This is a genomic window from Enterococcus sp. DIV0756, assembly GCF_051710745.1.
In the GTDB taxonomy this organism is placed as follows: domain Bacteria; phylum Bacillota; class Bacilli; order Lactobacillales; family Enterococcaceae; genus Enterococcus_A.
This window is the reverse complement of the sequence record NZ_JBIOLF010000001.1, coordinates 2,475,437-2,490,993: the sequence shown is the minus strand read 5'-3', so window position 1 is coordinate 2,490,993 and position 15,557 is coordinate 2,475,437. Positions and strand designations below refer to the sequence as shown.

At 40.7% G+C, this 15,557-nt stretch carries 13 protein-coding genes; 7 read left to right on the top strand and 6 right to left on the bottom strand.

The genetic code is table 11. The annotated features are described in order from the left end of the window. The first annotated feature begins 1 nt into the window (after position 1). Complete coding sequence (locus IGI44_RS12140) at positions 2-703, top strand: MarR family winged helix-turn-helix transcriptional regulator (protein ID WP_438787966.1); 702 nt, start codon at positions 2-4, stop codon at positions 701-703. A gap of 67 nt (positions 704-770) precedes the next feature. Then, positions 771-2,549 carry an ABC transporter ATP-binding protein gene (locus IGI44_RS12135; protein WP_438787965.1) on the top strand — a complete coding sequence of 593 codons (1,779 nt, stop codon included), beginning with the start codon at positions 771-773 and terminating at the stop codon, positions 2,547-2,549. Positions 2,550-2,614: 65 nt separating this feature from the next. Here the strand turns inward: IGI44_RS12135 and leuD are convergent, their stop codons facing one another. From leuD to IGI44_RS12115, 4 genes are all read right to left on the bottom strand, one after another. Continuing rightward, positions 2,615-3,196, bottom strand: a complete 582-nt coding sequence (leuD, locus tag IGI44_RS12130) for a 3-isopropylmalate dehydratase small subunit (RefSeq protein ID WP_438787964.1) — start codon at positions 3,194-3,196, stop codon at positions 2,615-2,617. Next, on the bottom strand, positions 3,196-4,569 hold the full coding sequence (gene leuC / locus IGI44_RS12125) for a 3-isopropylmalate dehydratase large subunit (protein ID WP_438787963.1): 1,374 nt from the start codon (positions 4,567-4,569) through the stop codon (positions 3,196-3,198). Before leuC ends, leuD begins: the two co-directional genes overlap by 1 nt. A 2-nt stretch (positions 4,570-4,571) precedes the next feature. Further along, positions 4,572-5,621 carry a 3-isopropylmalate dehydrogenase gene (leuB, locus tag IGI44_RS12120; protein WP_438787962.1) on the bottom strand — a complete coding sequence of 350 codons (1,050 nt, stop codon included), beginning with the start codon at positions 5,619-5,621 and terminating at the stop codon, positions 4,572-4,574. Positions 5,622-5,909: 288 nt separating this feature from the next. After that, positions 5,910-7,424, bottom strand: a complete 1,515-nt coding sequence (locus IGI44_RS12115) for a 2-isopropylmalate synthase (RefSeq protein ID WP_438787961.1) — start codon at positions 7,422-7,424, stop codon at positions 5,910-5,912. Between the two features lie 604 nt (positions 7,425-8,028). Here IGI44_RS12115 and IGI44_RS12110 point away from each other — a divergent pair. After that, complete coding sequence (locus IGI44_RS12110; protein WP_438787960.1) at positions 8,029-9,690, top strand: peptide ABC transporter substrate-binding protein; 1,662 nt, start codon at positions 8,029-8,031, stop codon at positions 9,688-9,690. 101 nt (positions 9,691-9,791) lie between these two features. On the opposite strand, the gene IGI44_RS12105 is transcribed toward IGI44_RS12110, so the two are convergent. After that, entirely contained in the window at positions 9,792-10,136 is a 345-nt protein-coding gene (locus IGI44_RS12105; RefSeq protein WP_438787959.1) for a DUF3899 domain-containing protein, read from the bottom strand. Between the two features lie 136 nt (positions 10,137-10,272). Between IGI44_RS12105 and opp3b the strand changes: the two genes are divergently transcribed. The 4 genes from opp3b to IGI44_RS12085 are packed head-to-tail and all read left to right on the top strand — an operon-like array spanning position 10,273 to position 14,283. Next, complete coding sequence (gene opp3b / locus IGI44_RS12100; RefSeq protein ID WP_438787958.1) at positions 10,273-11,214, top strand: oligopeptide ABC transporter permease; 942 nt, start codon at positions 10,273-10,275, stop codon at positions 11,212-11,214. Next, the gene (gene opp3C, locus IGI44_RS12095; protein WP_438787957.1) at positions 11,214-12,248 is read left to right on the top strand and encodes an oligopeptide ABC transporter permease; all 1,035 of its coding nucleotides are present in this window, start codon (positions 11,214-11,216) and stop codon (positions 12,246-12,248) included. The genes opp3b and opp3C overlap by 1 nt, the downstream gene beginning before the upstream one ends. A 7-nt stretch (positions 12,249-12,255) precedes the next feature. Then, positions 12,256-13,302, top strand: coding sequence for an ABC transporter ATP-binding protein (locus tag IGI44_RS12090; protein ID WP_438787956.1), 1,047 nt, complete (start codon positions 12,256-12,258; stop codon positions 13,300-13,302). Positions 13,303-13,329: 27 nt separating this feature from the next. Continuing rightward, a complete protein-coding gene (locus tag IGI44_RS12085) occupies positions 13,330-14,283 on the top strand; it encodes an ABC transporter ATP-binding protein (protein ID WP_438787955.1) in 954 nt (317 codons plus the stop codon). A 125-nt stretch (positions 14,284-14,408) separates the two neighbouring features. Here the strand turns inward: IGI44_RS12085 and IGI44_RS12080 are convergent, their stop codons facing one another. Then, positions 14,409-15,536, bottom strand: a complete 1,128-nt coding sequence (locus IGI44_RS12080; RefSeq protein WP_438788991.1) for an LPXTG cell wall anchor domain-containing protein — start codon at positions 15,534-15,536, stop codon at positions 14,409-14,411. Between the last annotated feature and the right edge of the window lie 21 nt (positions 15,537-15,557).

The following is a 15,557-nucleotide window of genomic DNA, read 5'->3' as shown; positions in this document are numbered from 1 at the left end:
AATGAGCGAATTTACTAAAGAGTTAATGCGTCAATTACGTTTTATTAGTTCTGCTAGTAATGCCTTTATGAGTAAGAGACAAAAGTTAACAGGACAACAACGAGTTTTAGCCATTTTAGCAAATGAAGATGGTTTGATTCAAAGTCAATTAGCCGAAATTCTAGATATACGTCCCAGTTCTTTAGCTGAGTTGATGAAAAAAATGGAAAAAAGCGGGGATGTCCAGCGTAAAGAAGAGGAGCACGACAAACGAATCAAACGCGTTTTCCTAACTGAAAAGGGAAAGCAAAAGGCTCAAAAATTAAGCCACGTTGGAGAAGATATGAGTGAAGCGTTCTTTGCTGGATTAACAAAGGAAGAACAAGAAAAGTTTAGTGAGTATATGCAAAAGATTTCTGCTGGGTGGCAGGAAGAATTTCAAAATCAAGCGGGACGTTTTGTCGACCCAATGGATCGCCTGCGTCAGATGCAAGCGATGCGTGAACAGCTTGCGGAGAACTGGCAAGAAGATTGGCAAAATCTTTCACGTGAAGAGCAGCATCGAATGCGCAATCAAATGAAACGTGAGATGCGAAATGCATCACGTGATTTTTCACGCAATTTCAATCATGATTTTCGACGGAACTTTTGGGGAAATCACGATTTCTGTGAGGATTCCACAAATACGAGGAATCCAGAAGATACGGAATGGCAAGATTTTTAATTAGATAAACGTGAGAGGATACTTCGACTGAAGAATTCTCATGCTTATACGTTTGGAGGAACCAATCATGGATCGGGATATGAGTATGACGCCTGAAGGAACAGTCAAGGGCGACAAAAAGAAAAGTAACTATAAATTAAAGGATTTTCTGCGCTTAATTTTGAGTGTTAATCCTAAGAAGTCACTATTTGCAATTGGTTTGTTTTTGAGCTTATTAACAAGCGGAGCCAGTTTAATCGTTCCACAATTGACGAAGGGGCTGATTGATACAAGTAAATTGGCTCGGATCGACAAGACCATGTTGATCGTTTTAGTTTTAGCTTTTGTGGCGCAATTAGCGTTTGGTGCAATTGGCAGTTTTTTACTGCGCTATGTTGGTGAAAGTGCTGTTAAAACCTTAAGGGAAAAATTATGGAGTCATCTTTTACAAATGCCAGTAGGGTATTATGACGATCATAAATCGGGTGAAAGCAGCTCGCGACTGGTGAATGACACCACCGTCATTAAGGATTTAGTTGCTACACAATTTCCTAACTTCATTACTGGAGCAATCCAATTAGTTGGATCGATGATCATTTTATTTGTAATGGATTGGAAAATGGCAGCGATGATGTTTTTGGCGGTACCGATCATGGCATTAATCATGATGCCGATTGGACGAATCATGTCTCGCTTAGGCCGTCAATTACAGGCGGCTACCGCGGATTTTAATGCGGAAGCCAGTGAAAAATTGTCTGAAATTCGTCTGATTAAATCTAGCAACGGTGAAGAATTTGAAAAGAACAGCGGTGGAACATTTATCAATAAAATTTTTAATTTGGGTGTTAAGGATGCAAAAGTTGAGGCGATGCTCCAACCGATTATTACGACTGTTATGCTGGGTCTATTTGTTGGTATTCTAGGATATGGTGCTGTTCGTGTTCAAGCAGGAACATTAACGAGCGGACAATTAGTCGCTTTCTTGTTGTATCTATTTAATATCATGATGCCGGCAGCCAGCTTTGCAATGTTCTTCTCGCAAGTGCAAAAAGCCATGGGGGCAACTGAGCGAATCGAACAAATCCTAAAAACCGAATTGGAGCCTATTACAACAGGGAAAAAGGTAGATGTAGCAGGAAAAACAATCAAAGCTGAAAATCTTTCCTTCCATTATGTAGCCGATCGTCCCATTTTGAAAAAGGTTTCCTTTGAAGCAAAACCAAATACCGTGATTGCTTTTGCCGGTCCTAGTGGCGGTGGGAAATCGACTATTTTTGCACTGTTGGAGCGTTTTTATCAATCGAACGATGGAATAATCAAAATTGGAGAGGACTCAATTGAGGCACTTAGTCTAACCAATTGGCGGTCACAAATCGGTTACGTCTCGCAAGACAGTGCGGTTTTTGCAGGAAGCATCCGAGAGAATTTACAATACGGACTAGATCGGACACTGACAGATGAGGAATTATGGCATGGATTAGCACTGGCCTATGCGGATCAATTTGTTCGCGATTTTCCAGATCAATTAGAAACAGAGCTAGGTGAGCGTGGAGTAAAATTATCCGGTGGTCAAAAACAACGGATTGCCATTGCTCGAGCATTTTTACGAGATCCCAAAATCCTGATGTTAGATGAAGCTACTGCTAGTTTAGATTCTCAATCCGAAGAAAAAGTCCAACGGGCTTTGGATCAATTAATGGAAGGGCGGACAACTTTGGTGATTGCTCATCGGTTATCAACGATCGTGGATGCCGATCATATTTACTTCATTGAAAAAGGAGAGGTAACTGGTCATGGAACGCATAGTGAGCTAATTGCCAGTCACCCACTCTATGCTCAATATGTACAAGAACAAATCGTGAATTAACAAAATAAAAGAAAATCGTATCAAAACTTTACGAATAGAAAGTTTTGATGCGATTTTCTTTTCAATTAATAAGTTGGCATGTTTTTTTCGTATGCAGTGATCGCCTCTTCATATTGCAAGGTGATACTGATATCGTCAAGTCCATTCACTAGTTTTTCCTTCCAGGTTGGATCAATTTGAAAGGCATAGTTAGCTTCAGCGGTCCGAACTTCTTGTTTTGGCAGATCAATCGTAATCGTCTGCTCCGCAGGGATTTGGCTGAGAATTTCCCGGACATCTTGATCCATGCGAATCGGCAAGAGTCCATTTTTTAATGCATTCATGTAAAAAATATCGCTATAACTGCCGGCGATGACTGCCTTGAAGCCGTAATCTTGAATCGCCCAAGCCGCGTGCTCACGAGAAGAGCCAGACCCAAAATTTTCACCAGAGATCAAAATAGTCGCGTCTTTTCGTTCAGGTGTGTTTAAAATGAAGTCGGGATTTGGCGAACCATCTTCCAAAAAACGCCATTCGTCAAACAGATGTTTTCCAAAACCGGCTTTATCGACTTGCTTTAAGAAGCCTTTTGGGATGATTTGGTCGGTATCAATATTATCATTCATCAGTGGGACTGATTTTCCTGTATAAGTCGTAAATTTTTCCATTAGATGACCTCCTTACGGCTATCGACAAAGTTTCCATGAATGGCTGCTAGTGCTGCCATGACTGGACTACACAAGTGTGTGCGGGCATCTTTTCCTTGGCGCCCTTGGAAATTCCGATTAGATGTTGAAGCACAATGCACACCTGCCGGTACTCGGTCAGGGTTCATCCCTAGACACATGGAGCAGCCAGGTTCACGCCATTCAAAGCCAGCCTCGATGAAGACTTTGTCCAATCCGATTTCTTCAGCGGCTTTACGAACAGGTCTAGAACCGGGAACGACGATGGCTGTAACATTGTTATGAACTTTTTTGCCTTCCACGATTTTTGCTGCTTCTTGTAAATCAGACAGGCGCCCATTTGTACAAGAGCCAATGAAGACATAACCAATTGGAATATCCGCCGGCGTTTGCCCAGGTTTTAGATCCATGTAATCGTAGGCCTTTTGCAGATCAGGAGATGTGATCGCTGGAAATGTCCCATCAAATGGAACACCCATTTCAGGATTCGTCCCCCAAGTAACAAAGGGCACCAATTCACTAGCATCGAGCGTTAATACTTTGTCATAATGAGCATCTTCATCTGTATAAAGCTCTTTCCAATCGTTAATTGCAGCTTCCATATTTTTCGGTGCATATTCGCGACCAGCAACATAGTCAAAAGTCTTTTCATCTGGAGCGATCAAGCCGATTTTCGCGCCGCCTTCGATCGCCATATTACAGATCGTCATGCGTTCTTCCATTGAAAGGTTTTCAATTGTTTCCCCACAGAATTCGGCGCCGTAGCCTACACCGAAATCAGTGCCATATTTCGCGATCAACGCCAAAATAATATCTTTTGCATAAACCCCGTTTGGCAATTTGCCAGTAACTTTGATGCCCATGTTTTTTGGTTTATTTTGCCAAAGCGTCTGAGTGGCAAAAACGTGTTCCACTTCGCTAGTACCGATGCCGAAGGCTAGTGCGCCAAAAGCGCCGTGAGTTGCGGTGTGTGAATCCCCACAAACAATTGTTTTCCCAGGTTGGGTCAAACCAGTTTCCGGTCCGACCATGTGAACGATCCCTTGACGATCACTGCCGTTGTCACAAAGCTGGACACCAAATTCTTGGCAATTGTCTCTCAAGGTATCGATTTGTTTTTTCGCCACTAGATCGGTGAAGTTAAAAATATCTTTAGTCGGTGTATTATGATCCATCGTAGCAAAGGTCCGCTCAGGATGACGCAACGTTCGTCCAGCTTCACGGATTCCCGCAAACGCTTGAGGGGAGGTGACTTCATGGATCAAATGCAAATCAATGTAAAGCAATTGCGGAGAGCCTTCTTCGCCGTGAACAACATGCCGATCCCATAGCTTATCAAATAGTGTTTTTCCCATAATTATACTTCCTCCAATTCTTGAATCACCGCGTTCGTAAATTCAGCTGTCGTTGCTTGCCCGCCTAGATCATGCGTAAAGATTCCTCTAGATAAAACGGTATCGCAGGCTGTTTCAATTGCTTTGGCCGCTCGTTCTTCTTGGAATGATTGGCGTAGCATCATCGCCACTGATAAAATCATTGAGATCGGATTTGCGATCCCCTTTCCTGCGATGTCTGGTGCCGACCCATGAATCGGTTCGTAAAGTGAAGGTCCGCCATCGCTGTGACTTGCACTTGGCAACACACCTAACGAACCTGGCAATACGGATGCTTCATCACTCAAGATGTCACCGAAAAGATTTTCCGTTACGATGACGTCAAAAGCTTTCGGATTTTGGATCAGTTTCATCGCCGCTGAATCAACGTATTGATGCTCTAGTTGGCAATCAGGGTATTCTTTTGCGACTTGCTCCGCGGTTGCCCGCCATAACTTACTAGAAGCAAGTACATTCGCTTTATCTACTGAGGTTACTTTTTTATCGCGACCCTGAGCAATTTTAAAGGCAGAATGCAGAATTCGTTCGATTTCTTCCTTTTGATAGCGTGCGGTATCGTAAGCCATCGTGTCTGTCAATTCCCGAGGTTCCCCAAAATAAATACCGCTGCTCAATTCTCGTACGATGATTAAATCAGTGCCTTCAAGAATTTCTGGTTTTAAAGGCGAAAGATGCAGCAGGGCAGAGGAAACTGAAACTGGCCGAATGTTGGCGAACAAATTTAATGCTTTTCTCAAAGCTAGTAAACCTTTTTCTGGTGTATCCTGCATCTTTTCCCACTTCGGACCACCGATTGCTCCCAAAAGAATCGCATCAGCGACCTGACAAGCAGCCAATGTTTTTTCCGGAAGAGAAGCCCCGACTTCATCAATTCCCGCTCCCCCAAAAGGAAGTTTTTCAAGTTCAAATGTATGTGTACATTTCTTTTCGACAGCTGCAAGTACCTGCAGCCCGCTATCCATAATTTCTGGTCCAATACCGTCACCGGCTAAAACAACAATTTTACTATTCATGTGCCTGCTCCTATCTCATATTAAGGTATTCATTTTTCAAAAAACAAAAAATGAGTTTGATTGTCGTCACGTATACTATCCAACTAAACGAGACAAAAAAGAATTAATTGTTTCATTGATACAAAACTTGCGTACAAAGAGTTCTGCGAAAAGTTGGACTAGCATCCTATCTCAAATTAAGGTATTCATTTTTCAAAAAACGAAAAATGAGTTTGATTGTCGTCACGTATACTTTCTATCTATACATGGCAAAATTGTTTCATTAGTTCGTGTTCACAATGCCGTTACTTAGCCATTTTGTTTTAAATGATTGCTGGCTTGAACGTATGCTTTGGCTGATGCATGGAGTACATCGAAATCAACCCCGATTCCGCGGTATTCATTATTGGTTTCTGCGTCACGTAGCGTGACACGTACTTCCGCTTGAGCATCTTCACCGCCAGTTAATGCCTGAATTTCATATTCAGTCAATTCGGGATCTTGCTGGAACAACTCGTCGATCGTATTATAGATTGCCTGAATGCTGCCTGAACCGATCTGAGAGGCTACTTGTGTTTCGTTTTCTTCATTAATAATAGATACGATCGCGCCTTGATACCCATTGGAGCTATATTGTACTTGAACATCGGCCAGCTTGTATTTCTCAGTTTCTTCTCGATATTGATCCGCCAGCAGAGCCACTAAATCTTTATCAGTGATTTGTTTCTTTTTATCAGCTAATGACTTAAAGCGTTTGAAGGCTTCTTTGCTATCAGCTTCATTTAATTGGTAGCCCAACTCTTCTAATTTGGCAGTAAATGCATGTCGCCCTGATAATTTTCCAAGTGGAAGAGAATTTTGATTGACGCCCACTAGGGTAGGGGTAATAATTTCGTAGGTCTCTGGATTTTTCAATACACCATCTTGATGGATACCAGATTCATGCGCATAGGCGTTGTCACCGACGATTGCCTTGTTTTTCGGAACTGGTATGCCAGAAAGCCGTGAGACCAGTTCACTGGTCCTTTTTGTTTCATTTAATACGATATTCGATTCGCATTGATAAAAGTCCTTGCGGATTGCCAGCGCCAATGCCACTTCTTCTAGGGCTGTATTGCCGGCACGCTCACCGATTCCATTAATTGCTCCCTCTACACGATTTGCGCCATTTTCGATGGCAGCCAATGCGTTTGCGGTTGCCATTCCCAGATCGTCGTGGCAGTGGGAAGAAAAAGAAATTTCCTGTTCGCTTTGTATATTTTCGATCAATGATTTAAATATCCCGCCATATTCAGTCGGATTTGAGTAGCCGACGGTGTCTGGGACATTGATAATAGTCGCGCCAGCATCAATTGCAGTTTGTACCGCTTCTAATAGGAAGGCTTTTTCTGTCCGAGAAGCATCTTCTGGCGAAAACTGAACTTTCTCAAATAAACTGCGGGCATAACTGACATGCTCTTTAATAGAAGCCAGAACTTCTTCTCGAGTCATTTTCAATTTGTACTGCATGTGGACATCACTGGTTGCTAAGAATACGTGAATCTGCGGATCAACGGCATCCTTTAATGCCTCATAGGCACGATCAATATCTTTTTTCTGGCAACGTGCCAATCCGGTTACCGTCATATTCTTTACCTGACGAGCAATACTTTGTACCGCTTCGAAATCACCAGGTGAAGCAATTGGAAATCCGGCTTCGATGACATCAACTCCCCATTTTTCTAATTGAAGGGCGATCTGAACCTTTTCTTTTGTATTAAAATTTACGCCCGGTGTTTGTTCACCATCTCTTAATGTGGTGTCAAAAAATTGAATCTTTCTCATTTTTTCTCCTCCTTTATTCAAAAACGGGTATAAAAAAAGCATCCCATCGGAAAAGAACCACTTTCTTTTCCGATGCAATGCGAATAGGGACTTTATGAAATGATTTTCAGAAAGTCCCAGCTATAATAATAAAGTTGCGTTGAAAGACATATTTGATTTCATCATGGCAACCACCCGTTTATTGTCAGAATTTTTTTAAAATTGTTGTAATCATCGTATAAAAAAAGAAAAGAAATGTCAATACGATTATGAAAAAAAGATGAGAATTATTTTTAATAAACTCATTTCTATATAAAGCCAAATCAAATGAAAATAGAAATGCTTTTTTTTTTAAAAGTTTTCTACTATTACATGAAACCATAATTATCTACCATGAAGATGTCACTCTACAAGCATAAAACATAAAAAAGCAAAATATTTTTAGTTCAAAAAAATTTTTAATAAAAGAATTGCTGATTTTACAAGTTTTCTTAGGATTTCTTTACATAAATACAAAAAAGATTAGAGCATATGGTTTGATTTATTAAAAACAAATGATTAAAATACTCTTCATATTCAGAACTTCATAATTATTCTGAAAATTGAATCAAAAGGGGAAAAAGATATGAGGAACAAATTTGCTTATGGTATTATCGCGATTTGCGGGCTCGCTTTAGCGGGTTGTTATGGAGGCAATAGTGCAACAACTGATGAGAGCAGTTCTAGCACAAAAGCCAAGGACAACGGAACTTTTAATTTGGTGGTCCAACAAGAAATGCCTACAGCGGACTTATCCGTCGCGACAGATACAATTAGTTTTGCTGCACTAAATAATGTTTATGAAGGAATTTACCGTTTAGACAAAGACAATAAGCCGCAACCTGCCGGCGCTAGTGAGAAAGTAAAAGTCAGCGATGACGGTAAGACCTATACTGTCAAATTAAGAGAAGATGCCAAATGGTCTAACGGCGATCCAGTAACAGCTAAAGATTATGTTTTTGGTTGGCAACGTACGGTGAAACCAGAAACGGCCTCAGAATATGCGTATCTTTTTGAACCTGTTGAAAATGCGGCTGATATTTCCGCTGGTAAAAAAGCACCAGATGAATTAGGAATCAAAGCTGTCAATGATCATGAATTAGAAATCAAGTTATCAAAACCAACACCATATTTTGATTATCTGCTGGCTTTTCCATCTTTCTTCCCACAAAATCAGAAAGTCGTGGAAGCAAACGGAAAAGAATATGCAACTAAGAGCGACAAATCTGTCTACAATGGTCCATTCACCCTAGAAGGCTTTGACGGACCTGGTACGGATACAGAATGGGAATACAAGAAAAATGACACTTATTGGGACAAGGATGAGGTCAAACTATCCACTGTAAAAGTTAATGTCGTTAAAGAATCTTCTACATCATTAAACTTATTTAAAGATGGTGAAGCGGATGACGTAATTCTATCTGGTGAGTTAGCGCAACAAAATGCGAACGATCCAGCATATAAATCATTTAAAGAGGCTCGGACAAGCTACCTTGAGTACAATCAACGGAAAGCAGATTCGCCTTGGAAAAACGAAAATTTGAGAAAAGCTGTTTCCTATGCAATTAATCGAAAATCTCTAGTTAATCAAGTTTTAGGTGATGGTTCAGTTGTATCTACTGGTTTAGTGCCATCTGGTATGTCAAAAAATCCTAAGACAGAAGAAGATTTTGCCAAAGAAGCCGGTAAGTTAGCTCCTTATGATAAAGAAAAAGCGAAGGAGTATTGGGACAAAGCTAAAAAAGAATTAGGCATCGATAAACTATCCTTTGAGCTGATGGCTTCTGACACGGACTCATCTAAAAAAGTCATTGAATATATTCAAGGTGTTCTAGAGGACACGCTGCCAGGAATGACCGTGAAACCAACACCCGTTCCTTTCTCTGTTCGTTTAGACCGTTCAAATGCGGGTGATTTTGATGTTCTACTTGGCGGTTGGGGAGCTGACTATGCTGACCCATCTAGCTTTACTGATTTGTTTGTAACAGGAAACTCTTACAACCGTGGACGTTGGAGTAATGAAGAGTATGACAAATTAGTTGATGCTTCCGGTAATAAGGATGCTAGTGATGAAGAAGCTCGTTGGGACGATCTGCAAAAAGCCAATGAGATCATTTCGAAAGAATCCGGTGTCGCACCACTTTACCAATTATCTGAGGCTCATTTAGTCAACGAAAAAGTCAAAGGTATTGTTCATCACCCTGCTGGCGCTTCTTGGGATTACAAATGGGCTTACGTGGAAAAATAATAGTTAAGTGAAACTCGCGTTTCTTTCATGGTTCTTACTGGTAATGAGACGCTGATGAAAATAAAAAGAAGTTGGAACGGCAACGCCGTTCCAGCTTCCTTTTAACTCATTGATATCAATGCACAAATAATCGAAGCTGCAATCAGTATAGCAGCGATGATCAACCAAAACGAATAGCGTCCTTGTCCGACTTGTGAGAGGGACTGAAATTCTGATTTTTTCTTTTGTTTTCTGCTGAAGGCTTGATGCATTGAATGTTGAAAGTGATCAAAGAAGCCTGAAGAAAAAATCCAAAACAGGATACCTATGATTAGAAACGGTAATCCAACTAAGAAAAATCGGTTGGATAGGGTCAAAAAAGTGAGTGGTCCTCGAATGAACGAATAGACCAAAATGATCACAAGCAGACCGCCGCCGATTCCAATGGGAAATAATTTATTTTTCATACATACACTCCAATAATTAATAGCTAAAGCTATCTAGATAAACATTTATCCGCAATGTATTTCTACTCTAAACCATAATAAAAGTAGAAGTCAAAATATAAGAGCGGAACATCAGACTTATTTTAGGAGGCACCTCATGGGCAGTTATTTGAAATATTTTTTAAAGCGTGTCTTTTTCATGTTGATTACACTGTGGTTGATTGCTACTATCACTTTTTTCTTGATGCAATTATTACCCGGGACACCATATACCAATCAAGAACGTTTAAGTCCTGAAACGATTGCTATGTTGAATAAGCAAGTTGGTTTAGATAAACCAGTGATCGTTCAATACGGGATTTACTTATCAAACCTCGTACAAGGAAACTTCGGAATTTCTTTCCAATTTAAAAACCAAGCAGTTGCTGCATTGCTAGCAGGACGGATTGGACCTTCATTGCAATTAGGTTTGCAGGCGATCATATTTGGAACCTTCGTTGGAATTATTTTAGGGACCATCTCGGCAATGAAACAAAATTCATGGGCTGATACGGCTTCAACATTAGTTGCGATTTTAGGACGTTCAATTCCTAACTTCGTCTTCGCGGTACTATTACAATATATATTTGCAATGAAATTACGAATCTTGCCAATTGCAAAATGGGAAGGTTTTGCTTATACAATCTTACCGACATTAGCACTCGCCATGTCACCTTTGGCAGATTCCGCCCGTTTTATCCGAACGGAGATGGTGGAAGTGCTCCACAGTGATTATGTCGAGCTAGCTCGAGCTAAGGGGTTGAGTCGTTGGGAAATCGCCTTTAGGCATGGTTTGCGGAATAGTTTGATTCCGTTAATGACCTTGCTTGGACCATTGGCAGTTGCTTTAATGACTGGGTCATTGGTTGTTGAAAATATCTTCGCAATTCCTGGTATTGGGGAACAATTTGTAAAATCGATCATGACCAACGACTACCCAACAATTATGGCTGTAACGATTCTCTATTCATTCATGCTGGTTTTTGTTATTTTGGTCGTCGATCTGCTTTATGGCTTGGTTGATCCTCGTATTCGTCTATCAGAAGGGAGTAAGAGCTAATGGAAATGAAATATCCTTCAATCGTTGATATTCCCGCTGATGAATTTCAACCCTTACAAAAAAATACTGAAGAGGAACGTGAGGAAATCGCTGCACCTTCGCTGAATTTCTTACAAGATTCTTGGCGCCGTTTGAAGAAAAATAAAGCTGCAGTCATTTCGATGGTACTTTTGGTCATAATTATCGCGGTTTCCGTTCTAACAATTTTTGTCTCGCCACATAATCCGAGCAAGCAAAATGTTGATTATATTAATTTGCCGCCGCGTGTTCCAGGTTTGAATATCAACGGACTGAATGGAAAAACCATGGTCGCCGGTGAACTCGTTGATAAATATGCCCAAGCAGATGTTCCGAACAACGTAAATTATTTTTTAGGAACAGATGGGCTAGGCCGCGACGTACTGAGCCGTTTATTTATGGGAACGCGTATTTCACTATTGATCGCTTTTATTGCAGCTTTATTTGATATTACAATCGGTGTCGCTTATGGACTGATTTCTGGAATGTTAGGCGGAAAAGTGGATAATGCGATGCAACGTTTTTTGGAAATTCTTTCAGGGATTCCGAACTTAGTTGTCATGATCCTGATGCTGGTTGTTTTTGAACCAGGAATTTTCTCGATCGTTGCTGCCATGGCGATTACCAACTGGATTCCGATGGCACGGATTGTCCGAGCCCAGACCCTCAAGCTGAAAGATCAGGAATATGTTTTAGCGGGGATGACTCTGGGAGAATCAAAATGGAAGATTGCCTTCAAGCATATCATTCCAAATATCTCCAGTGTGATCATTATTCAAATGATGTTTAGTATTCCCACTGCGATTTTCTTTGAAGCCTTCTTGAGCTTCATCGGTCTAGGTTTGACACCGCCAGCGGCTTCTTTAGGTACTTTATTAAATGATGGGTATAAAACCTTCTTGTATCTGCCTTACCTATTGTGGATTCCAGCAGTGACGATTTCACTGATCATGATTTGTTTCAATTTACTAGCCGATGGTCTACGTGACGCATTCGATCCGAAAATGAAAGAGTGACGATATTATGGAGAAAATTTTAGAAGTAAATAATTTAAACATTTCGTTCGACACCTATGCCGGAAAGGTTCGTGCCATTCGGGGCGTAGATTTTGATTTGAATAAAGGAGAAACGCTGGCAATTGTAGGAGAATCTGGCAGCGGAAAGTCTGTTACCACCCGTACGATCATGCGTCTTCTTTCCAGTAATGCGACTATTGATGAAGGTCAGATTCTTTTTAAAGGCCAAAACATCGTTGATAAATCCGAAAAAGAAATGCAAAAAATTCGTGGTAGAGAAATCGCAATGATTTTCCAAGACCCGATGACTTCACTTGATCCGACTATGACAATCGGCAAGCAAGTAGCGGAGTCTTTACGTAAGCATCAAAACGTATCAAAAAAGGAGAGCTTGAAGGCTGCCTTAGATCTATTGAATTTAGTAGGAATTCCCGATGCTGAAAAGCGCTTGAAAAATTATCCTCACCAATTTTCCGGTGGGCAACGCCAACGGATCGTGATCGCTATCGCTTTGATTTGTAATCCAGAAATTCTAATTGCCGATGAGCCAACAACCGCTTTAGATGTAACGATCCAAGCACAAATTTTAGAACTATTAAAGGAAATCCAAGAAAAAATCGAAACATCAATTATTTTCATCACCCATGACTTAGGTGTCGTGGCAAATGTAGCCGATCGTGTAGCGGTCATGTATGCGGGTAAGATCGTTGAAGTTGGGACGGCTGAAGAAATTTTCTACAATCCGCAGCACCCATATACTTGGGGCCTACTTGGATCAATGCCGACTCTAGAGAGCGAGAATGATCGCTTATACGCAATTCCTGGATCACCGCCCGATTTATTAGATCCGCCAAAAGGAGATGCGTTCTACCCTCGTAACGAGTTTGCGTTAAAAATCGATACTGAAATGGAACCACCATTTTTTGAATTATCTGAAACCCACAAGGCGGCAACTTGGCTGCTTGCTCCGCAAGCGCCAGTAGTGACACCTCCAGCTGAAATTCAACGTCGTTGGGATATTTTCCGTAAGAAACAAAACCAATATTCCGCTTAACTTTAGCGAAGAAAATGGAGGACTAAGATGGAAAAACGATTACTAGAAGTAAAACATTTAAAACAGTATTTTAATACTGGCAGTAAAAATGAAGTTCGTGCCGTCAACGATGTGAGTTTTCATATTAATGAAGGGGAAACATTTGGTTTAGTAGGAGAATCCGGTAGTGGAAAGTCCACTACTGGTCGAACGATTATCCGTTTAAATCAAAAAACAGACGGAGAAATACTTTTTGATGGAAAAGATGTAGCCAAAATCCACGGGAAAGCGGCATTGGCTGAGTTCCGCCGTGATGTCCAAATGATTTTTCAAGATCCATATGCTTCTTTAAATCCGCGAATGAAAGTCAAAGATATTATTGCAGAAGGTATTGATGTTAATGGTCTAGCTAAAACGCCAAAAGAACGAGATAAGATCGTGAATGATTTGCTAGAAACAGTTGGTCTGAATCCAAGTCATGGGACACGCTACCCACATGAATTTTCCGGCGGACAACGGCAACGTATCGGGATCGCCCGCGCATTAGCAGTCCGTCCACGTTTCATTATCTGTGATGAACCAATCTCGGCATTAGACGTTTCCATCCAAGCGCAGGTAGTAAACCTGTTGCAGGATTTACAGAAAGAGCATAATTTGACTTATCTATTTATCGCTCATGATCTCTCAATGGTGAAACACATTAGTGATCGAATCGGAGTGATGAATAACGGGCATCTGTTAGAAGTCGGAACGAGTGATGAAATCTATCACTATGGAGTTCATCCTTATACGGAAAGTCTACTGTCGGCGATCCCGATGCCTGATCCTGATCATGAGCGTCAACGTCGTCGGATCAAATATCAGACAGAGCCACACGATGGCAAAACCCGCTCACTGCGAGAAATCGCACCGGGTCACTTTATCTATTCATCTGAAGACGAGGTGGCTTATTATAAGAAGAAATTGCAACATTTGAAAAGTCAGAAAGCTATAGCAGTGTAAAAAGGAAAAGCCAAAGCAGAGTAAAAAATCTGCTTTGGCTTTTTAGCTCGTTGACGAAATACTTTCCATTCGTTAAACAGAAATCGAAAACACTTTACGATTGTAAAGTATAAAACTAATTCGTTTTATTTTAAATAAGCACGACGTTTTAAGACAACTAAGCCTGTAAATAAGAATACAGCGATTCCGATTATTGTTAGAGAAGTAGTACCGCGTTCACCTGTCTTAGGGTATTCCTTCTGACCAGCAGTTTGACCTGTGATATCATTTTTCATTGTGGTTGTAGTGTTCGGGAATGTTGCAATATCTTGAGCAATTGGTTTAGTAGTTGTTGCTAGATTTTGGATAGGTGCAATGGGTCTTGGTCCATTCTCAATCGGTCCATTTCCTTGTTGAGAGTTGTATAGCCAATGCACCAGACCAGAGAATAAACCGTTTGCAGCACTTAATTCATCTTCTGCGCCACTAAGATGATCTAGGATGTGTAGCATTTCTTCATTAGAAAATTGTCGAAGCGGCAAGAACCCATCTTTATTCGCATAAAGGACTCGTAAATAAGCTTGCAACTGATCAACATTTTTAGCCAATTCGGCAGTTGTTGTGTAATTATTTGGATTGAAAGCTAAGGCTTTTTCGACATCATTCCATGAAACTACCTTTTCTTTATAAACCATTCGTAACACCCGGACATAGCTTCCCAGATCCATACCAGTAATATCGAAGTTATAACGATTGAATAGTTTGAAGGCATTTGTCAATTCTTCATCAGTGTATCCTTTTAGTTCGTTTTGATTGATTCCGTAATCTGTACCAGTCAAATTTTCGCGAATTTTTTCTGCTGTCCATTCCTTATTAAGATTTTCTTCGACAACCGCTGGTGATTCTAACGCTTTTACAACAGTCTGTCGATTTTGGACAGAGTCTGAAGTTTTAGCATTTTCCGTTGCTTTTGTCTCTACATTAGAAGTTTCAGTAGTTGGTGCTTCATTTAGGTTCTCTTTTTTTGTTATCTCTAAATTAGCAGTAGCATCTTCAGTGTCAGTTTCTTGAGTTTCGACTTTTCCTTCCGAAGAGGTTTGAGTCTCAGTAGGGACAGTGGAGAGTTCATTATCTACTCCGGTTTCTTCAGGAACAGAACTGCTCTCAATTACTTGTTCTTGACGGGAGCCTACTGTTTCAGCAGGAATACTTTCAGAAGTATCAGCAAATGCAGCAAGGGGGAAGCTCAGTGCCAACAAACTTAAAACAACCATTTTTTTCACAAGAATCACTCC

Bases quoted from the DNA above. Each gene is read 5' to 3' on its own strand.
- IGI44_RS12140 (WP_438787966.1), top strand. From the start codon at position 2: ATGAGCGAATTTACTAAAGAGTTAATGCGTCAATTACGTTTTATTAGT.
- IGI44_RS12135 (WP_438787965.1), top strand. From the start codon at position 771: ATGGATCGGGATATGAGTATGACGCCTGAAGGAACAGTCAAGGGCGAC.
- leuD (WP_438787964.1), bottom strand. From the start codon at position 3,196: ATGGAAAAATTTACGACTTATACAGGAAAATCAGTCCCACTGATGAAT.
- leuC (WP_438787963.1), bottom strand. From the start codon at position 4,569: ATGGGAAAAACACTATTTGATAAGCTATGGGATCGGCATGTTGTTCAC.
- leuB (WP_438787962.1), bottom strand. From the start codon at position 5,621: ATGAATAGTAAAATTGTTGTTTTAGCCGGTGACGGTATTGGACCAGAA.
- IGI44_RS12115 (WP_438787961.1), bottom strand. From the start codon at position 7,424: ATGAGAAAGATTCAATTTTTTGACACCACATTAAGAGATGGTGAACAA.
- IGI44_RS12110 (WP_438787960.1), top strand. From the start codon at position 8,029: ATGAGGAACAAATTTGCTTATGGTATTATCGCGATTTGCGGGCTCGCT.
- IGI44_RS12105 (WP_438787959.1), bottom strand. From the start codon at position 10,136: ATGAAAAATAAATTATTTCCCATTGGAATCGGCGGCGGTCTGCTTGTG.
- opp3b (WP_438787958.1), top strand. From the start codon at position 10,273: ATGGGCAGTTATTTGAAATATTTTTTAAAGCGTGTCTTTTTCATGTTG.
- opp3C (WP_438787957.1), top strand. From the start codon at position 11,214: ATGGAAATGAAATATCCTTCAATCGTTGATATTCCCGCTGATGAATTT.
- IGI44_RS12090 (WP_438787956.1), top strand. From the start codon at position 12,256: ATGGAGAAAATTTTAGAAGTAAATAATTTAAACATTTCGTTCGACACC.
- IGI44_RS12085 (WP_438787955.1), top strand. From the start codon at position 13,330: ATGGAAAAACGATTACTAGAAGTAAAACATTTAAAACAGTATTTTAAT.
- IGI44_RS12080 (WP_438788991.1), bottom strand. From the start codon at position 15,536: ATGGTTGTTTTAAGTTTGTTGGCACTGAGCTTCCCCCTTGCTGCATTT.